Raw genomic sequence first — 17,785 nt, forward strand, 5'->3', positions numbered from 1 at the left:
AGAAGATTAACGCCGCTCACGCTCCTTGTCAAAAAGTAGCAGTCCGTTACCCCTTTTTGGGAGAACTCCTACCGCCTGAGCACGAGGCCGAAGACCACCAGCGTCCAGCCCTGGAAGATCAGATCGAAGGCCAGGAAAAGTCCCAGAATCCAAAGGCTATTGACCGGCCAGCCGAGAGCGATGGCGATACCGGCGACGGCAGTGGCAAGACCGCTGATGACGATCCACACCCAGCCGCGCTCCGGCTTCAACTTGCGGCCGACCCAGACACGGAACGTGCCGGCGACGAGGAGTGCGATGGCGAGGAAGAGGGTCAATGCCTCGGAGGCCAGCAAAGGATTGGCGAAGGCCAGGATACCGGCGACCGTATAGAGCAGGCCGCTGAGCACCCAGAACAGGATATGTTCCCAGCCCCTTACCTGGAAGGCATGGGCCAGATGCACGATGCCGCCGATCAGCATCAGCATGCCAACATAATAGACCGAAGCCACCGTGGCGATGAACAGATTGCCGAGGGCGATGCCGCCGCAAATCAGCAGCAATATGCCGAGCGCAACAAACCAGCCCCATTTGTCACGCATCGCAGATAGGGGAACTTCATCAAGAATATCAACCATGACTGCACCTCCTCCTATCAGGAAGTATGGCACAGAAATGCCTTGCGGAAAGAGGTTGCGGTTTTTTCGCCGCCGAACACCCGGCGCGTGATTTTTTTATTGATTGATCAGTCAATCAAAAATACACTCAGGCCCAGCCTTGGGGATTGATGCATGCCGAAAGTCGGAATGGAACCGGTGCGCCGCAAGGCGCTGGTGGATGCTGCAATGCGCGTGATCGGCGATCACGGCTCGCTGACCGTCACCATGTCCGAAATCGCCAAGCAGGCCGGCGTTTCCCCTGCCCTTGCGCATCACTATTTCGGCAGCAAGGAACAGCTGCTGATCGAAACCGTCCGTGTGCATCTACAGCGGCTGCGCGACAGCGTCGTGACGGCGCTACGCAAGGCGAAAACGCCGCGCGAAAAGCTCTCGGCCGTCATCCGCGTCAGCTTCCAGGCCGACCAGTTCGCGCCGGAGACGATTGCCGCCTGGCTCGCTTTCTATGCCGAAGCGCAGCGCTCGGAAGAGACGCGCCGCTTTCTCGTCATCTATGCCCGCCGGCTGCATTCGAACCTCGTTGCCAACCTCAAGGCTTTGTGCTCGGCAAGCGATGCGGCTCGGATCGCCGAGGGAGCAGCTGCCATGATCGACGGGCTCTATATCCGCCAGAGCCTCGGATCCGCGCCGATCAGCACAGAAGCGTCGATCGCGCTGACCGAGGACTATCTGACGACCAACCTCAACGCGTTGAAAGGCTGAAGATCATGCTGACCGTCTGGGGCCGCAAATCATCATCCAACGTGCAGGCGCTGATGTGGTGCATCGGCGAGCTCGGCCTTGCCTATGAGCGCATCGATGCCGGCTTCACTTACGGCGTCAACGACACGCCGGAATTCCTGGCGATGAACCCGAACGGCACAGTTCCAGTGCTGCGCGACGGCGATGGCGACCCCTTGTGGGAAACCGGCGCTATCCTGCGCTATCTCGCCACGGAATATGGCGAGGATGCCTTCTGGCCGAAGGACGCCCGGCATCGTGCCCAGATCGACAAATGGGCGGAATGGGCCAAGATCAATATCGCCCAGGGTTTCACCGGTCCGGTGTTCTGGCGCGTGGTACGCACGGCCCCTGCTCTCAAGGACGAGAAGGTGATTATTGCGGCCGTTGCCGCGCTCGCTACGAAGCTTGACATCGCCGAGTCGCAGTTCGGACGGCATCGCTTCCTCACCAGCGATAATCTGACGCTTGCCGACATCCAGTTCGGGCACGTTCTCTATCGCTATTTCGACATCGACATCCAGCGCCCTCTCCATCCGCGGCTTGAGCGCTACTACGAAAACCTGACCGAGCGGCCTGCTTTTCAAGAGCATGTCATGGTGTCCTACGAAGAATTGAGGGTTCTATAATGCGCGCACAACCGAAAGCCTCGCATTTCATCGACGGAGAATATGTCGAGGACACCGACGGCACCGTTATCGAAAGCATCTATCCGGCGACCGGCGAGGTGATCGCGCGGCTGCACGCGGCAACGCCGGCCATTGTCGAAAGGGCGATTGCCGCTGCCAAGCGGGCGCAGCCGGAATGGGCGGCCATGAGCCCGACGGCGCGCGGCCGTATCCTGAAGCGGGCGGCCGACATTATGCGCGAGCGTAACCGCGAGCTTTCCGAGCTGGAGACCTTGGATACGGGCAAGCCGATCCAGGAAACCATCGTTGCCGACCCGACGTCTGGCGCCGACAGCTTCGAATTCTTCGGCGGCATCGCGGCCGCCGGCCTCAACGGCTCCTATATCCCGCTCGGCGGCGACTTCGCCTATACCAAGCGCGTGCCGCTCGGCGTCTGCGTCGGCATCGGCGCGTGGAACTACCCGCAGCAGATCGCCTGCTGGAAGGGCGCGCCGGCGCTGGTCGCCGGCAACGCCATGGTGTTCAAGCCTTCGGAAAACACGCCGCTCGGCGCGCTGAAGATCGCCGAAATCCTTATCGAGGCCGGCCTGCCCAAGGGTCTCTACAACGTGATCCAAGGCGACCGCGAAACCGGGCCGCTCCTCATCAACCATCCCGACGTTGCCAAGGTATCGCTAACCGGTTCGGTGCCGACCGGCCGCAAGGTGGCGGCTTCTGCTGCGGGCAACCTCAAGCATGTCACCATGGAGCTCGGCGGCAAGTCGCCGCTGATCGTCTTCGACGATGCCGATATCGACAGCGCCATTGGCGGCGCGATGCTCGGCAATTTCTATTCGACGGGCCAGGTCTGCTCCAACGGCACTCGCGTTTTCGTCAACCGTAAGATCAAGCCCGAATTCCTGAAGCGCCTGAAAGTCCGCACCGACGCTATGCTCATTGGCGACCCGATGGACGAGGCAACGCAGATCGGTCCGATGGTCTCCTGGGCGCAGCGCGAAAAGGTGCTCGCCTATATCGAAAAGGGCAAGGCCGAGGGCGCGACGCTTTTGACCGGCGGCGGCATTCCGAACAATGTCTCCGGCGAAGGCTATTACATTCAGCCGACGGTGTTTGCCGACGTCACCGACGACATGACGATCGCGCGCGAAGAGATCTTCGGGCCGGTCATGTGCGTTCTCGATTTCGATGACGAGGCCGAGGTGATCGCCCGTGCCAATGCCACCGAGTTCGGCCTTTCCGGCGGCGTCTTCACCGCCGACCTCACCCGCGCCCACCGCGTCGTCGACCAGCTCGAGGCCGGCACGCTCTGGATCAACACCTACAATCTCTGCCCGGTCGAAATCCCCTTCGGCGGCTCCAAGCAATCCGGCTTCGGCCGCGAGAACTCGCTGGCGGCGCTGGAGCATTATTCGGAACTGAAGACCGTCTATGTCGGCATGGGGCCGGTACAGGCGCCTTATTGATCCACCTCCCTCTTGAGGGGGGAGGTCGCCGCTTAGCGGCGGGTGGGGGTGACCAGCCGCAGCACGTATAGCAGCAATCACCCCACCCCGGCTTTCGGCCGACCCTCCCCTTAAGGGGAGGGTGAAGAACCGCCTCGATTTACGCCCCTATCCGTTTGGAGCACATGGTCATGCAAGCAGATTTCGTCATCGTCGGCTCGGGCTCGGCCGGCTCCGCCATGACTGCGCGCCTGTCGGAGGACGGCAAGCATTCGGTTATCGTCCTGGAGTTCGGCGGCAGCGACTTCGGCCCCTTCATCCAGATGCCGGCAGCACTTGCCTGGCCGATGAGCATGGACCGCTACAATTGGGGCTATCTCTCCGAGCCCGAACCGCAGCTCAACAACCGCCGCATCACTGCGCCGCGCGGCAAGGTGATCGGCGGGTCCTCCTCGATCAACGGCATGGTCTACGTGCGCGGCCATGCGGAAGACTTCAATCGCTGGGAAGCGCTCGGCGCGCAGGGCTGGGCCTATGCCGACGTTCTGCCCTACTTCAAGCGGATGGAGCACTCGCACGGCGGCGAAGAGGGCTGGCGCGGCACGAACGGCCCGCTGCATGTGCGCCGGGGCGATGCGCGCAATCCTCTCTTCCACGCCTTCATCGAGGCCGGCAAGCAGGCGGGCTTCGAAGCAACGGAGGATTATAACGGCAGCAAGCAGGAAGGCTTCGGCCTGATGGAGCAGACGACCTGGATGGGCCGGCGCTGGTCTGCGGCGACTGCCTATCTCAAGCCCGCCCTGAAGCGGCCGAACGTGAATCTCATCCGCTGCTTTGCCCGCAAGATCATCATCGAAAACGGCCGTGCAACCGGCGTCGAAGTCGAGCGGGACGGCAAGATCGAGGTGATCAAGGCAAACCGCGAGGTGATCGTTTCCGCCTCGTCGTTCAATTCGCCGAAGCTGCTGATGCTTTCGGGCATCGGGCCGGGTCAGCATCTGCGCGACATGGGGATCGAGGTGAAGGTCGACCGTCCCGGCGTCGGCGCGAACCTGCAGGACCACATGGAATTCTATTTCCAGCAGACGAGCCTGAAGCCGGTGTCGCTCTATTCCTGGCTGCCCTGGTACATGCAAGGCATCGCCGGCGCGCAATGGCTGTTCTTCAAGAAGGGGCTCGGCACCTCCAATCAGTTCGAAGCCTGCGCCTTCCTGCGCTCGGCGCCGGGCGTCAAGCAGCCGGATATCCAATATCACTTCTTGCCAGTCGCCATCAGCTATGACGGCAAGGCGGCGGCGAAAAGCCACGGCTTCCAGGTGCATGTCGGCTATAACCTGTCGAAATCACGCGGCAACGTGACGCTGCGCTCTTCCGACCCGAAGGCCGATCCGGTCATCCGCTTCAACTATATGAGCCATCCGGAGGACTGGAAAAAGTTCCGGCACTGCGTGCGCCTCACCCGCGAAATCTTCGGGCAGAAGGCCTTCGACGACTATCGCGGCGCGGAAATCCAGCCGGGCACGAACGTTCAGACCGATGACCAAATCGACGCTTTCCTGCGCGAGCATCTGGAAAGCGCCTATCACCCTTGCGGCACCTGCAAGATGGGTTCGAAGGACGATCCGATGGCGGTCGTCGATCCCGATACCCGCGTCATCGGCGTCGACGGCCTGCGTGTCGCCGACAGCTCGATCTTCCCGCATGTCACCTACGGCAATCTGAACGGTCCTTCCATCATGACCGGCGAAAAGGCGGCCGACCATATTCTCGGCAAACCGAGGCTGGCACGCTCGAACCAGGAGCCCTGGATCAATCCACGCTGGGAGACGAGCGATCGGTAGGGAGAGTCAGGGTGTCAGTGATAATCTTCTTCGCGCTGATGCCTGATCGCCAGTATCGTGACCGTCTCGCTGTCTTCGATCTCGAATAGAGCGACATAACCAGAAGACCCGAAAGGGATGATAAGTTCGCGGAGAAATGCGCTGTCAGCCGAGGCCTTGCGGCAACTGAACGGAAAATTTTCCAGAAACTCCGTTGCCTTGGCGATCGCCTGATAGGCCTTCTCCGCAAGCTCGACGTCTCGCAGAAGCAGATCATCATAGAGCCGCTCGAGATCCTCGAGCGCGCCTTGGGAATAGCGGACCGCAAACGTCATTTCTGACGGGCCGCTTTTGCGGCTTCGAGTTTGCCCTTCAGCATACCAAGCACGTCGTCAGCGCGATGATATACTCCGCTTTGCTTCGCCTCCTCGCGCGCGGCGAGGCCGCGAGCGATGAATTCAGCCTTCGTTCGCCGATGTTCGATCTGGGCACGTAGCGAGCTCTCTACAAACGCGGACAAGCTCTCGCCCTCGCGCAGCACGCTTTCTGCTGCGGCGCGCAAAGCAGGATCGACCCTCAAGGGGGGAATGGAGGCGGATTTCATTCATCGGCTCCTTTGCATTGCAATTGCGATGCATTCTATTCGATCACCCGCAATCGTCAACACGCGGATTAAGTCTTGGCCGCAAAGGGAAATTCTGTAAGAAAGATCAATATCGCAATTCACCACCTGTGGTGAGCCGCCCGGGAAAATGCCTCCAAGAGACATGCGGGCCAGCCTATCGGTCACACGTCAAATGCCCCCCATCTACCGCAAGTCCAAGCTGCTCCGCCGTTCCCGTGTCATCTGGGGCTCTTTCAATCTCTGGCGGCCGCGCCTGGTATTCTGGACGGGGGCTTTGGCGATCGGCGTGATCAGTGTCGGCTTTGCCAAGCTGGCCGATTTGGCACAGCGGACTTTTACCGGCGTCACGCAATCGGGCGAGTGGATGTGGCTGCTGCCGCTGGTGCTGACGCCGCTCGGCTTCGTGCTGTCAGCCTACCTCGCCGCGACATTGTTTCCGAATTCGCAAGGAAGCGGCATTCCGCAGGCGATCGCCGCACGGCATCTCCATCATGACGAGGATCGCACCAAGCTGCTCTCCCTCAGGCTGGCCTTCGGCAAGATCGTGCTGACCATATTGGGACTGCTGAGCGGCGCCTCGATCGGCCGCGAGGGACCAACCGTGCAGGTCGGCGCCTCCTTCATGCTGGCCGTCGCCCGCTTCGGCGGCATGGCGCAGGCGAAGGGGCTGATTCTTGCCGGCTCGGCCGCCGGCATCGCTGCGGCCTTCAACACGCCGCTTGCCGGTATCGTCTTTGCCATCGAAGAGATGAGCCGCACCTATGAATCTCGCGCCAACGGCCTCGTCCTGACCGCCGTCATTCTTTCGGGCCTTGCCGCACTCGGGCTTTCCGGCAGCTACAATTATTTCGGCACGGCAGATGCCGCGCCGACCATATTTCGGGACTGGATCGTCATGCTGATCTGCGGCGTCGGCGGCGGTGCGCTTGGCGCCACCTTCAGCGGATTGGCGCTCTATGCCGGCATCCGCATCCGTCGCTGGGCGCAACCGCAGCCACTGAAACGCATGCTGATCCTTGCCGGCTTCTGTGGTCTTATCGTTGCCACCGTCGGCGTCATTTCCGGCGGCCAAACCTTCGGCACCGGTTACGAACAGGCGCGCGGCGCGGTGGAGGGACATGCGCTGCCCCTGCTGTTCTTCGCCGAGAAGCTGCTTGCGAGTTTCCTGTCGATGATCTCGGGCATTCCCGGCGGCATATTTGCGCCATCGCTTGCCGTCGGCGCGGGCTTCGGCAGCGCTGTCGGCACGCTTGTCGGCGGCAGCATCGCGCTTGCGGCAATCCTCGGCATGGCCGGCTATTTCGCCGGCGTCGTCCAGGCGCCGATGACTGCCTTCGTCATCATTCTGGAAATGACCGGCGACCATCAGGCCGTCATCCCAATCATGGCGGTATCGATGATCGGCTATGTGACCTCGCGGCTGCTATCGCGCGAGCCGCTTTATCACGGCCTGTCGCGCGTCTTCATTGCCGCAGCGATCCGCGCCCGACGTGCCATGGAAAAGGAAGGCGGCGAGGAACACGCCGCGCATTGAGTACAAAACGCTGCAACGCCCGCAGGGAGGATCTTACGCAGCTTCCTTGGACCTGGTCAGTTAAGCCATCAGCCTGGCGACTTCCGCACCCTCGGGCTGAGCGATCGCATCGGCGATGGTCGTCGAGAACAGCACCTTGCGGGTCGCATCCGCCACCCGCGCAAAGACATGGCGGATTTCGCAGGTCTGCTCACCGTCGCAATCGTCGCAGCGACGATAGGCTGTCAGTGACAGACAGGGCAGCGGCGCCAGCGGTCCGTCGATGACACGAAGGATCTCGCCGAAGGTGATCTCCTTCGCCGGCTTGCGCAGCAGGTAACCACCCTGCTTGCCGCGACGGCTGATGACGATGCCCTGATGCTTCAGGTCGAGTAGGATCTGTTCCAGGAATTTCTTCGGGATCTTTTGCTGGGCCGCAATGTCTGAAATCATCATCGGCTCGCCCGCCTCGGATTGAGCCAAGGCAGAGAGCGCCCGCAGCGCATATTTTGCTTTCTGAGTAATCATTTCGAACCGCTTCACACACACATGCGATACGTTCGGCCGATCGATTCGGCCGGTCCGCAATAGAACTCCTCAGCCCTCGTCCCCGGGGCAATTTCGAAGCACTCACACCCTTGGCGCAATGCCAGGAAACGCTAGCAACCCAGACTTGTTATCATTCTTCGTCGCTATGCCCATAGTTTAGCGCAAAATCCACCGCAGCGCATCATTTTGGGCATCACTTCCGATTTCCATTTGACAAGCTATGTGTAACTCTACTATTTCTATAGACATTAAAGCAAGCACTTAAACATGGTCAGCCATCTTGAGTGCTCCCGAAGGGTCGCTTCCGGCGACAAAACGCCTTGGTTAATAGCCGAGGCGGTCGCTTTTCCCTATCAGCGCTGCTTCATGGAGATATTTACTCTCCATCTGCGTGCTTTCGAAATCTATTTTTCTGTCCGCTGTCGTTGCGAACTGCGATACTCTCGGCAACATCAGGACAGGATCCCCCATGACTGCCATTACCCTTATTGAAGATGCCGCGACGCTCAACAGCCAGCTTGCATCGCTCGATCTTGCCGGCCGTCTGTCTCTCGTGGCCGGCCTCGGTGGCCGCGCCGTGTTCACGACCTCGCTCGGGATCGAGGATCAGGTAATCACTGCGGAGATCGGCAATCACCGCCTGCCGATCGAAGTGGCGACCCTGCAGACCGGCCGCCTCTTTCCCGAAACGCTCGCCCTCATCGACGAGACGGAGAGCCAATACGATATCAACATCGTCCGCTACGAGCCGGAACAGGCCGATATCGATGCTTACGCAGAAAAATACGGTCTGAACGGTTTCTACGAGAGTGTTGAAGCCAGGCATGCCTGTTGTGGCGTGCGCAAGCTGAAGCCGCTTGCGCGTGCCCTCTCCGGCGCCAGCATCTGGATCACCGGTCTGCGTCGCGGCCAGTCCGCCAACCGCGCCGATACGCCCTTTGCCGAATTCGACCCCGAGCGCAACCTGATCAAGATCAATCCGCTTGCCGACTGGGACATCGATGTCATCCGCGCTTACGTCGCCGACAACAGCGTGCCAGTGAACCCGCTGCACGCCCGCGGCTATCCTTCGATCGGCTGCGAGCCCTGCACCCGGGCCATCAAACCCGGCGAGCCGGAGCGTGCCGGTCGCTGGTGGTGGGAAAACGACGAAAAGCGCGAATGCGGCCTGCATGTCCACGAAGAGGGCGCTCCCGCAGCACAATGAAACACCCGCCGGATCCCGGCATCGATCACAAGCGCGTCCCGCACGCCGCCGATATCTAGGGAACCAACGCATCCATTCTTTCCGGCCAAATTCGGTCGGGACATTTGAAAGTTCTGGAGTCATCAATGCCCGATAGCCGTCCGGATACGGAAATCTCCAATCCGCAAAGCGTCAAGCCGCCACTCGATCCGCATCTGAAAGCGCTGGAAAACGAAGCGATCCATATTTTCCGCGAGGTTGCGGCCGAATTCGAGCGTCCTGTGATGCTCTATTCGATCGGCAAGGACTCGTCGGTGCTGCTGCATCTGGCGCGCAAGGCCTTCTACCCCGGCCGCGTACCCTTCCCGTTGCTGCATGTGAACACCGGCTGGAAATTCGCCGAGATGATCACCTTCCGCGACGAGATCGTGAAGAAGTACGATCTCGACCTGATCGAGCATATCAACCCGCGCGGCAAGGCTGAGAACATCACGCCCTTCACCTATGGCTCGGCCCGCTACACCGACATCATGAAGACCGAAGCGCTGCGCCATGCGCTCGATGCCGGCCAGTTCGACGCCGCTTTCGGCGGTGCCCGCCGCGACGAGGAGGCATCGCGCGCCAAGGAGCGCATCTACTCTTTCCGCACGCCGGACCATCGCTGGGATCCGCGCAATCAGCGCCCGGAACTCTGGAACGTCTATAACGGCCAGATCCGCAAGGGCGAAAGCGTTCGCGTCTTCCCCCTTTCCAACTGGACCGAGGTCGATATCTGGCGCTACATTCAGGCCGAGGAAATCCCGATCGTGCCGCTCTATTTCGCCGCGAAGCGCCCGATTGTCGAGCGCGATGGCATGATGATCATGGCCGCCGATCCGCGGCTCGAGCTGCTGCCGGGCGAAGCCAAGCGCGAGGAGCTGATCCGTTTCCGCACGCTCGGCTGCTTCCCGCTGACCGGAGCCATCCGGTCCACCGCCACGACCCTTGAAGAGATCATTGCAGAGCTGGAAATCGCCACGGTTTCCGAACGGCAGGGCCGCGCCATCGACCGCGACCAATCCGGCTCCATGGAAAAGAAGAAGCGCGAAGGATATTTCTGAGATGACCGTCAACGCAAACGTCGTCACAATACCCGCTATTGGGGCCGCCGCCGAACCGGCCAAGACCCTCCGCGATTCGCGCCCCCTTCGCCTGATTACCTGCGGCAGCGTCGATGACGGCAAGTCCACCCTGATCGGCCGTCTTCTCTGGGACACCAAGGCGGTCAAGGAAGACCAGGCCGCCACGCTACGGCGCGATTCCACCGGCAAGCAGAACGACCTCGGGCTGCCCGACTTCGCGCTGCTGCTCGACGGCCTGCAGGCCGAGCGCGAACAGGGCATCACCATCGATGTCGCCTATCGCTATTTCTCGACCGACAAGCGCTCCTTCATCGTCGCCGACACGCCCGGCCACGAGCAGTACACGCGCAACATGGCAACCGGCGCCTCCACCGCCGATCTCGCCGTGCTGCTGATCGACGCGCGCATGGGCATCCTCGAGCAGACGCGCCGCCACGCGACGATCGCCTCGCTGCTCGGCATCAAGCAGTTCGTGCTGGCCGTCAACAAGATCGACCTGACGAACTACGACCGCGCCGGCTTTGAAAAGATTTCCCACGACTTCCGCGAGTTTGCGCTGTCGCTCGGCGTCAAGCAGATCACGGCCATCCCGATGTCCGCTCTGAAGGGTGAAAATGTCGTCTATTCCGGCCAGGCCGTCATGCCCTGGTACAACGGCCCGACGCTGGTCGAAGCGCTGGAATTGGCGACCGTGCGCTCAGCGCAGACGGTCGGTTTCCGCCTTTCGGTACAGCGCGTCTCGCGCCCCGGCGAAAGCTTCCGCGGCTATCAGGGCACGGTTGCCGGCGGCTCGGTGAAGCCGGGCGACAGCGTCATGATCCTGCCGTCGGGCATGGTCGCCAATGTCTCGAAGATCGTCACCTTCGACCTCGTGCGCAACGCGGCTGTTGCCGGCGATGCCATCACCCTCGTTCTCGACCGACAGGTTGACGTATCGCGCGGCGACATGATCGTCGCGATCGACAGCCAGCCGCAGACTGGCCTCTCCTTCGACGCACAGATCGTTGCGCTTCAGCCCGAAGGCATCGAGCCGGGCAAGCGCTACTGGCTGAAGAGCGGCAGCCGCCGCCAGCGCGTCCAGGTGCAGCCAATCGCCCAGCTTGAGCTGAAGACCGGCGCTTGGGCACCGGCACAGGCGCTGTGGATGAACGCGATCGGCAAGGTTCGCCTGACCTTCGACGAAAGCGCCATCTTCGATCCCTACGAGCAGAACCGCTCGACCGGTTCCTTCATCCTGATCGACCCGGAAAGCAACAACACGGTTGCCGGCGGCATGATCACCGGCAGGCGCTCCGATGTCGGCGGCATCCACAAGGAAGGCCAGCGCGTTCTCCTGTCCCTGCCCGCCGATCTAGCCGAGCAGATCATGGCAAGCGAGCTCTTCGCCAGCCGCCGCGACGAAACGGATGTGCGGCGGGTGACCGCCGCGCAGGCCGCGGAAATCTGGGCGAATGCTGCCAGCGATATCTGATCGCTATCGCATCTGAAAAGGAAGGCGGTGGGCTCGGCTCCGCCGCCTTTTTCGTGCGGACGTAAAAGCCCCCTCTCCCCGCTCGCGGGGAGAGGGGCTATCCTGCGGGGCCTTCCAAGCAAATCTTCAAAAGACGGGGTAAGCTCGGCAAATTCGCTCTTGCGTCGCGGTAGAGCTAGAGGCTCGCGACAACGGCAGCCAGCGTTGCCATGCGAGCTTCATCGCGCTTATAGAAAATCCACTGCTTGATGCGCTTCGGCCGCACCAGCCCCGCCTGCACCAAAATGCGCATGTGCTCGCTCAGCGTTGCCTGGGATATTTGCAGCTTCTCGGCAATGAGGAGCGCACAGACGCCATCCTCCACAAGATCGCCATCGAGCTGCGGCGCAAAATGGGCGCAGGGATCTTTCAGCCATCGCAGAATGATGAGACGGCGTTCGTTAGCCAAAGCCTTGATGAGATCGAGTTCTTGCATTTCGTCACTTTGCTAAGTAACAAAGTCATTGTCAACTTCTGTCTGCGAGATGCCGATGCTTCCCGACACAACGATCACACCCGACCGCATTGCAGAAACCGAAAAGCGGATCCGCCCGCATATCCGCCACACGCCGGTTCTGCATGCAGACATGGCGGACTTTGGCCTTACTCCAGGTTGTCTCGACTTCAAACTTGAATTTCTGCAGCATTCCGGCTCGTTCAAGGCGCGTGGCGCCTTTTCCAGTCTGCTCGGCAGAGATGTGCCGGCAGCCGGTGTCGTTGCGGCATCCGGCGGCAATCATGGCGCGGCAGTCGCTTATGCAGCGATGCGGCTTGGCGTTCCCGCGACGATCTTCGTGCCGAGCGTGACCTCGCCGGCCAAGGCAGAGCGCATCCGTGGCTACGGTGCCGATCTCGTCATCGGCGGAGAGCGCTATGCCGATGCGCTTGCCGCCAGCCAGCAATGGGTCGAGGAACAGGGTGCCATGGCCATCCATGCTTATGACCAGCCGGAGACCTTGCTTGGGCAAGGAACCATCGGGCTCGAGATCGAGGCAGATATACCGGATATCGACACGCTGCTTGTCGCGGTCGGTGGCGGTGGACTGATTGGTGGGATCGCTGCCTGGTTTCAGGGCCGTGTCCGGGTCGTTGCCGTCGAGCCCGAAGGCGCACCGACACTCTGGCAAGCTTTCGAGGCAGGGCACCCGGTCGATGCTCCTGCCGGCAGCATCGCCGCCGATTCACTGGCACCAAAACGCGTCGGCGCGCTCATGTTTCCGATCGCCCGAGTCTACGTACAACGTCCTGTGCTGGTCACCGATGATGAGATCCGCCAAGCGCAGCAGGTTTTGTGGGATCGGCTGAGGATCGTTGCCGAACCCGGCGGCGCAACGGCCTTTGCCGCGCTGTTTGCCGGCAAATATGCCCCTGCCTCAGGTGAGCGCGTGGCCGTGCTGCTTTGCGGCGCCAACACGACCGCGGTTCGATTTGATTGAAACCGCTCCCGATTCGCTAGAACTTGCCTCGAAACAATTGTCCGGGTCTGCCAGTCAATGCAATATCTCGCCAAGGGCCGCCACCAGCCGATCGCATTCCTCATCCGTGCCGATGCTGATGCGCAGGAAGTCGTCGATACGCTCCGCCGAAAACCGTCTTACCAGAATGTTCCTGCTCCGCAGCTCCGCCGCCAGTTCCGCACCTGGCCGGCTCGGATGCCGCGCGAACAAGAAATTGGCAGATGATGGAAGAACGTGAAAACCCAGTTCCGCGAGCGCGGCGGCCAGACGTTCCCGGCTGGCGATGATCATGGCGCAATGGCGTTCGAACCAGTCGCGATCTTTCCAGGCCGCGACGGCACCTGCTTGCGCGAGCCGGTCGAGAGGGTAGGAATTGAAGCTGTCCTTGACCCTTTCCAGAGCCTCGATGAGCGGCCGTTGCCCGACAGCGAAACCGACACGCAAGCCGGCAAGCCCGCGTGACTTCGACAGAGTCTGGATCACCAGGAGGTTCGGATAGCTTCGGACAAGCGAAACGGCACTCTCGCCGCCGAAATCGACATAGGCCTCATCGATAACCACAACCTGATCGGGATGAGCCTTGAGAAGGTTTTCGATGTCAGCCAGAGGCAGGCCGATCCCCGTGGGCGCATTGGGATTAGGCAGGATGATCGCGCCGCAAGGCTGGCGATAGTCATCGAGGCGGACACGCATCTCGGCATCGACCGGAACCTGCCGGAACGTGATCCCGTAGAGGCGGCAATAGGTCGGATAAAAGCTGTAGGTGATATCGGGGAAAAGCAGAGGCTCTTCGTGGTTCAGCAGCGCCTGGAATGTGTGAGCCAACACCTCGTCCGATCCATTGCCGACGAAGACCTCATCCTTGTCGAGCCCGAAGCTCTCGGCGATTGCCATGCGCAGCTCCCGTGCGGTCGGATCGGGATAGAGCCGAAGCGTATCGGACGCGGCCTTCGAGATCGCCTCCAGGGCCAGCGGCGAAGGACCATAAGGGCTCTCATTGGTGTTGAGCTTGGTTATTCCACCCGTGGTCGGCTGCTCGCCGGCGACATAGGGGGTCAGGGAATGAACAATCGGGCTCCAGAAACGGCTCATCGTGAGTTCCAGATTTGGCGGTTGCAGGCGGATTTAATATCGTATGTTTCAATTTTACGGACTGCTGTCGCGGACGCCACCGTCGAACGGCATCTTTTGGCTCCATGCGGATTATTGCGTTGACCCGCTTTAAGTCATGGTCGGAAACAAAAGCTCCATCGGATAAGGAAGAGCGAGCTTAGGCATCTCATCGAAGGCCGTGTATTTCAAGCGAGCCGTCTCGCTGTCGGTAAATCCGCCAGGCTCCCCACTTGTCGTGCATTTGAACAGGACGACCAGATACTCAACCTGATCTCCATTTGGATAGGTGTGTTGAAACTCACGGCCGCCAAACACCGCCAGAATTTCTGACTGGATGACCCGCAGGCCAGTTTCTTCAAGAACCTCACGTTCTACTGCCTGCTGCGGCGTTTCACCCAATTCAATTGCGCCGGCGGGCAGGCTCCAGCCTTCGCCCGACGACTTCTCTTGCAGAAGCAATCGTCCCGCTTCATCTGAAATGACCGCTGCAACACCTGGCAAGATGATAAGTTGAGAACCTACTTTTGAGCGTAGTGACTTTATATAATCCGACGACATGAAAGCTTAGTAGATAATTGAAGAAGCCACCACTTTAAGGACCTCACACCTGACGTCAATGACTGCAATTGACGCGTGCTTACCTTCGAAGAACGGCCAACATGGGCCTTGATTCATGATTTGATAGCAGCCGGCAAGACATCACAGCTCTTCGCAAAGAGCCGCTCGCTCAGAAAATCGACGAAAACGCGGACCTTGGGCGACATATGGCGGTTGGATGGCCAGAGCAGATGGAAGTGGCCGGGCTCATCGATAAAATCATCGAGAACGGTTCTCAGCTTTCCTTCCGCAAGCGTGCTGCGCACGAGGAAATCCGGCATGCAGCCGATACCGAGACCCGCGACCGTCGCGCCGCGCACCGCCTCCATGTTATTGCAGGAGAAGGCCGTCCGCATCCGCAGATCCAGCTCTCCCTCCGGCATTTTCAATGGCCAATCCTGCAGCTTGCCGCTGTTTGGAAACCGAAAGCGGATTGCCTGGTGCTCATCGAGCGCGCGCGGACAATCTGGAATGCCGAAGCGGTCGAGATAGCCGGGAGCTGCACAGAGCAGCATCTGAAACGGCCGCAAGGTGCGTGATATCAACCGCGAATCCGGCAGATCGCCGCTGCGGATCGCGACATCGACACCCTCCTCGATCATATCGACGATGCGGTCGTTGAAATCGATGTCGAGTTCGACCTCGGGATAGCGGGAGACGAATTCCGGCACGACAGGCAGGAGGAAGTGATAGCTGACAATGGGCACGCTGACACGCAACCGCCCACGTGGCACGGCGACTGCCTGCGCAAGCGAGGCCTGCGCGTCCTCGAGATCGTCGAGCACCCGCCGGCAACGCTCGTGAAAGAGACGCCCCTCCTCGGTCAGCCGGATGCTGCGGGTGGAACGCTGCAGCAGTCGCACGCCAAGCTGATGCTCCAGATTGCTGACCGCCTTGCCGACGGCAGATGGCGAAAGGCCGAGCACGCGACCGGCGGCCGCAAAGCTGCCGAGATCCGCCGTGCGAACGAAGGCCGTCAAGCCGCTCAAGCGATCCATAGGCATGCTCCATTCGAGAGTTTTATTCCGGTATATATGGAAAAATAGCGCTGTTATCATCTGATTGCAGCAAATATATCTTGCTCAGGTCATTTGAAGCGCGCGGGCGACGGCCGTTTGGCCAGCATACTCCCAGGATCGTCCGCTACTTCCTCCTTGCTCAAACCTCACGGTAATTCGATGACCTCTCCTCAGACAAAGGTCGCAAGTCCGACCGAGAAATTCTTCGTCCTTGTCGCCGTCTGTTGTGCGGCGGCGGCGATGCCGCTCACGTTCACCGGCCCGGCCGTTGCCCTGCCGGCCATCAGCCGCACGCTCGGCGGCAGCCCGATCGCGCTCAACTGGGTCACCAACGCCTTCATGCTGACCTTCGGCAGCTGCCTGATGGCCTCGGGCGCTCTGGCGGACAGCTTCGGCCGGCGGCGCATTTTTCTGACCGGCGTTGGCTGCTTTGCGCTATTTTCGGCCGGATTGGCGCTGGCCAGCAACATCGTCTGGTTCGATATATTGAGAGCCATCCAGGGCCTCGGCGCGGCAGCCGCCTTTTCCGGCGGCATGGCCTCGCTGGCTCAGGAGTTCGACGGCACGGCGCGAATGCGGGCCTTCAGCATCGTCGGCTCCAGTTTCGGCATCGGCCTCGCCTTCGGGCCGATCGCATCCGGTCTGATGATCGATGCTTTCGGCTGGCCGTCTATCTTCATCCTCGTTGTTGCGCTGGCGTTGCTCGCGCTTGGCCTCGGCGCCTGCTTTTTGCGCGAATCCCGTGATCCTGATGCGGCGGGGCTGGATTGGCCGGGCGCACTGAGCTTCACGTCTGCCCTGACGCTCTTCACATATGGCGTCTTGCGCGCGCCGGAAACCGGCTGGAGCGATCCGCTCGTCATCGCCCTTCTAGTCGGCGCTGCATTGCTCTTTCTCGCCTTCGGCATCATCGAACGTGTCGTGAAGCGGCCCATGCTGGATCTCAGCCTGTTTCGCTATCCGCGTTTCGTCGGCGTACAGCTTCTGGCGGCAGCGCCCGCCTATGCCTTCGTCGTACTGCTGATCCTGCTGCCTGTACGTTTCGTCGGCATCGAAGGCATGAGCGAGATCGCAGCCGGGCGCATGATGGTCGCGCTTTCGGCGCCGCTGCTCATCCTGCCGATCGTTGCCGGGCTTCTGACCCGCTGGTTCAGCCCCGCAACGATCTGCGGCACCGGCCTCATCATCTCGGCGACAGGCCTTTTCTGGCTCAGCCACTTTGCCGCCGGCTCGGCCCCATCCGCTCTCATCGGTTCGTTGCTGACGATCGGCGTCGGCATCAGCCTGCCCTGGGGCCTGATGGATGGGCTTGCCGTCAGCGTCGTTCCCAAGGAGCGGGCGGGCATGGCAACCGGTATCTTCAGCACCACCCGCGTCGCCGGTGAAGGTGTCGCGCTTGCAATCGTCAGTGCCATCCTCTCCGCCTTCATCCAGACGAACCTTGGCACATCGTCAGGTGAGCACACCGCGATGGCTGCGCAGCAGCTCGTGACAGGCAATCTGACCGCCGCTGCGTCGAATGTGCCAGCGATCGGGCATGACGCTCTCATTCAGGGTTATGGTAATGCCTTCAGCGCGCTCCTCTGGCTCCTCACCGCCATCACCGTCCTGACAGCCATCGTCGTCTTTTCCTTCCTCGGCCGCACATCGCCGACGGTTGCCGCAGAAGATGCGGAGCAGTTGCAAGAGGACGAGGATGCGCTTTGCGTATCGAAAGCTTAAGCAGTATTGATGACTGGCCGGAACGTTGCCCGGCCAGTCCGACCACCGCCCGCGGCATAGCAAGAAGGCGAATCGAAGGCCGCGCACGGCCGAAAATCCCACCGCG

General features: G+C 61.0%; 18 protein-coding genes. 10 read left to right on the forward strand and 8 right to left on the reverse strand.

The window, feature by feature from the left end; translation table 11 throughout:
* Window positions 1–68: 68 nt before the first annotated feature.
* Window positions 69–617 carry an HdeD family acid-resistance protein gene (locus AC13Q5_RS04900; protein ID WP_488500987.1) on the reverse strand — a complete coding sequence of 183 codons (549 nt, stop codon included), beginning with the start codon at window positions 615–617 and terminating at the stop codon, window positions 69–71.
* A gap of 153 nt (window positions 618–770) precedes the next feature.
* On the opposite strand from AC13Q5_RS04900, the gene betI reads away from it, so the two are divergent.
* From betI to betA, 4 genes are all read left to right on the forward strand, one after another.
* Entirely contained in the window at window positions 771–1,358 is a 588-nt protein-coding gene (betI, locus tag AC13Q5_RS04905) for a transcriptional regulator BetI (RefSeq protein ID WP_488500988.1), read from the forward strand.
* A 5-nt stretch (window positions 1,359–1,363) separates the two neighbouring features.
* A complete protein-coding gene (locus tag AC13Q5_RS04910) occupies window positions 1,364–2,005 on the forward strand; it encodes a glutathione S-transferase family protein (RefSeq protein WP_488500989.1) in 642 nt (213 codons plus the stop codon).
* Window positions 2,005–3,468 carry a betaine-aldehyde dehydrogenase gene (betB, locus tag AC13Q5_RS04915; protein ID WP_488500990.1) on the forward strand — a complete coding sequence of 488 codons (1,464 nt, stop codon included), beginning with the start codon at window positions 2,005–2,007 and terminating at the stop codon, window positions 3,466–3,468. The genes AC13Q5_RS04910 and betB overlap by 1 nt, the downstream gene beginning before the upstream one ends.
* A 170-nt stretch (window positions 3,469–3,638) precedes the next feature.
* Window positions 3,639–5,288, forward strand: coding sequence for a choline dehydrogenase (gene betA / locus AC13Q5_RS04920; protein ID WP_488500991.1), 1,650 nt, complete (start codon window positions 3,639–3,641; stop codon window positions 5,286–5,288).
* A 14-nt stretch (window positions 5,289–5,302) separates the two neighbouring features.
* Here betA and AC13Q5_RS04925 read toward each other — a convergent pair whose 3' ends face one another.
* Window positions 5,303–5,602 carry a type II toxin-antitoxin system RelE/ParE family toxin gene (locus AC13Q5_RS04925; protein ID WP_488500992.1) on the reverse strand — a complete coding sequence of 100 codons (300 nt, stop codon included), beginning with the start codon at window positions 5,600–5,602 and terminating at the stop codon, window positions 5,303–5,305.
* Window positions 5,599–5,871 carry a YlcI/YnfO family protein gene (locus AC13Q5_RS04930; RefSeq protein WP_488500993.1) on the reverse strand — a complete coding sequence of 91 codons (273 nt, stop codon included), beginning with the start codon at window positions 5,869–5,871 and terminating at the stop codon, window positions 5,599–5,601. The genes AC13Q5_RS04925 and AC13Q5_RS04930 overlap by 4 nt, the downstream gene beginning before the upstream one ends.
* Before the next feature lie 193 nt (window positions 5,872–6,064).
* Here AC13Q5_RS04930 and AC13Q5_RS04935 point away from each other — a divergent pair, with 193 nt between their 5' ends.
* A complete protein-coding gene (locus tag AC13Q5_RS04935; protein WP_488500994.1) occupies window positions 6,065–7,426 on the forward strand; it encodes a chloride channel protein in 1,362 nt (453 codons plus the stop codon).
* A 60-nt stretch (window positions 7,427–7,486) separates the two neighbouring features.
* Here the strand turns inward: AC13Q5_RS04935 and AC13Q5_RS04940 are convergent, their stop codons facing one another.
* On the reverse strand, window positions 7,487–7,933 hold the full coding sequence (locus AC13Q5_RS04940) for an RrF2 family transcriptional regulator (protein ID WP_075852604.1): 447 nt from the start codon (window positions 7,931–7,933) through the stop codon (window positions 7,487–7,489).
* 490 nt (window positions 7,934–8,423) lie between these two features.
* Here AC13Q5_RS04940 and AC13Q5_RS04945 point away from each other — a divergent pair, with 490 nt between their 5' ends.
* From AC13Q5_RS04945 to cysN, 3 genes are all read left to right on the forward strand, one after another.
* Window positions 8,424–9,161, forward strand: a complete 738-nt coding sequence (locus AC13Q5_RS04945; protein ID WP_075851956.1) for a phosphoadenylyl-sulfate reductase — start codon at window positions 8,424–8,426, stop codon at window positions 9,159–9,161.
* A gap of 125 nt (window positions 9,162–9,286) precedes the next feature.
* Window positions 9,287–10,240 carry a sulfate adenylyltransferase subunit CysD gene (cysD, locus tag AC13Q5_RS04950; RefSeq protein ID WP_488500995.1) on the forward strand — a complete coding sequence of 318 codons (954 nt, stop codon included), beginning with the start codon at window positions 9,287–9,289 and terminating at the stop codon, window positions 10,238–10,240.
* 1 nt (window position 10,241) lies between these two features.
* Window positions 10,242–11,732 carry a sulfate adenylyltransferase subunit CysN gene (cysN, locus tag AC13Q5_RS04955; RefSeq protein ID WP_075851954.1) on the forward strand — a complete coding sequence of 497 codons (1,491 nt, stop codon included), beginning with the start codon at window positions 10,242–10,244 and terminating at the stop codon, window positions 11,730–11,732.
* Between the two features lie 175 nt (window positions 11,733–11,907).
* Here the strand turns inward: cysN and AC13Q5_RS04960 are convergent, their stop codons facing one another.
* Window positions 11,908–12,207: an ArsR/SmtB family transcription factor gene (locus AC13Q5_RS04960; protein WP_075851953.1), complete on the reverse strand. Its 300-nt coding sequence runs from the start codon at window positions 12,205–12,207 to the stop codon at window positions 11,908–11,910.
* A gap of 55 nt (window positions 12,208–12,262) precedes the next feature.
* Here AC13Q5_RS04960 and AC13Q5_RS04965 point away from each other — a divergent pair, with 55 nt between their 5' ends.
* Entirely contained in the window at window positions 12,263–13,207 is a 945-nt protein-coding gene (locus tag AC13Q5_RS04965; RefSeq protein ID WP_488500996.1) for a threonine/serine dehydratase, read from the forward strand.
* A 54-nt stretch (window positions 13,208–13,261) separates the two neighbouring features.
* Here AC13Q5_RS04965 and hisC read toward each other — a convergent pair whose 3' ends face one another.
* The 3 genes from hisC to AC13Q5_RS04980 form a co-directional block, all read right to left on the reverse strand.
* On the reverse strand, window positions 13,262–14,320 hold the full coding sequence (gene hisC, locus AC13Q5_RS04970) for a histidinol-phosphate transaminase (protein ID WP_488500997.1): 1,059 nt from the start codon (window positions 14,318–14,320) through the stop codon (window positions 13,262–13,264).
* Window positions 14,321–14,449: 129 nt separating this feature from the next.
* The gene (locus AC13Q5_RS04975; RefSeq protein WP_488500998.1) at window positions 14,450–14,899 is read right to left on the reverse strand and encodes an NUDIX domain-containing protein; all 450 of its coding nucleotides are present in this window, start codon (window positions 14,897–14,899) and stop codon (window positions 14,450–14,452) included.
* Between the two features lie 113 nt (window positions 14,900–15,012).
* Complete coding sequence (locus AC13Q5_RS04980) at window positions 15,013–15,936, reverse strand: LysR family transcriptional regulator (protein WP_488500999.1); 924 nt, start codon at window positions 15,934–15,936, stop codon at window positions 15,013–15,015.
* A 180-nt stretch (window positions 15,937–16,116) separates the two neighbouring features.
* Between AC13Q5_RS04980 and AC13Q5_RS04985 the strand changes: the two genes are divergently transcribed.
* Entirely contained in the window at window positions 16,117–17,679 is a 1,563-nt protein-coding gene (locus AC13Q5_RS04985) for an MFS transporter (RefSeq protein ID WP_488501000.1), read from the forward strand.
* The last annotated feature ends 106 nt before the right edge of the window (window positions 17,680–17,785 follow it).

It is taken from the genome of Martinezella sp. CNPSo 3964, from assembly GCF_057784375.1.

Excerpts from the sequence above, each read along its gene's own strand:
- AC13Q5_RS04900 (WP_488500987.1), bottom strand. The coding sequence starts at position 617 with ATGGTTGATATTCTTGATGAAGTTCCCCTATCTGCGATGCGTGACAAA.
- betI (WP_488500988.1), top strand. The coding sequence starts at position 771 with ATGCCGAAAGTCGGAATGGAACCGGTGCGCCGCAAGGCGCTGGTGGAT.
- AC13Q5_RS04910 (WP_488500989.1), top strand. The coding sequence starts at position 1,364 with ATGCTGACCGTCTGGGGCCGCAAATCATCATCCAACGTGCAGGCGCTG.
- betB (WP_488500990.1), top strand. The coding sequence starts at position 2,005 with ATGCGCGCACAACCGAAAGCCTCGCATTTCATCGACGGAGAATATGTC.
- betA (WP_488500991.1), top strand. The coding sequence starts at position 3,639 with ATGCAAGCAGATTTCGTCATCGTCGGCTCGGGCTCGGCCGGCTCCGCC.
- AC13Q5_RS04925 (WP_488500992.1), bottom strand. The coding sequence starts at position 5,602 with ATGACGTTTGCGGTCCGCTATTCCCAAGGCGCGCTCGAGGATCTCGAG.
- AC13Q5_RS04930 (WP_488500993.1), bottom strand. The coding sequence starts at position 5,871 with ATGAAATCCGCCTCCATTCCCCCCTTGAGGGTCGATCCTGCTTTGCGC.
- AC13Q5_RS04935 (WP_488500994.1), top strand. The coding sequence starts at position 6,065 with ATGCCCCCCATCTACCGCAAGTCCAAGCTGCTCCGCCGTTCCCGTGTC.
- AC13Q5_RS04940 (WP_075852604.1), bottom strand. The coding sequence starts at position 7,933 with ATGATTACTCAGAAAGCAAAATATGCGCTGCGGGCGCTCTCTGCCTTG.
- AC13Q5_RS04945 (WP_075851956.1), top strand. The coding sequence starts at position 8,424 with ATGACTGCCATTACCCTTATTGAAGATGCCGCGACGCTCAACAGCCAG.
- cysD (WP_488500995.1), top strand. The coding sequence starts at position 9,287 with ATGCCCGATAGCCGTCCGGATACGGAAATCTCCAATCCGCAAAGCGTC.
- cysN (WP_075851954.1), top strand. The coding sequence starts at position 10,242 with ATGACCGTCAACGCAAACGTCGTCACAATACCCGCTATTGGGGCCGCC.
- AC13Q5_RS04960 (WP_075851953.1), bottom strand. The coding sequence starts at position 12,207 with ATGCAAGAACTCGATCTCATCAAGGCTTTGGCTAACGAACGCCGTCTC.
- AC13Q5_RS04965 (WP_488500996.1), top strand. The coding sequence starts at position 12,263 with ATGCTTCCCGACACAACGATCACACCCGACCGCATTGCAGAAACCGAA.
- hisC (WP_488500997.1), bottom strand. The coding sequence starts at position 14,320 with ATGAGCCGTTTCTGGAGCCCGATTGTTCATTCCCTGACCCCCTATGTC.
- AC13Q5_RS04975 (WP_488500998.1), bottom strand. The coding sequence starts at position 14,899 with ATGTCGTCGGATTATATAAAGTCACTACGCTCAAAAGTAGGTTCTCAA.
- AC13Q5_RS04980 (WP_488500999.1), bottom strand. The coding sequence starts at position 15,936 with ATGGATCGCTTGAGCGGCTTGACGGCCTTCGTTCGCACGGCGGATCTC.
- AC13Q5_RS04985 (WP_488501000.1), top strand. The coding sequence starts at position 16,117 with ATGACCTCTCCTCAGACAAAGGTCGCAAGTCCGACCGAGAAATTCTTC.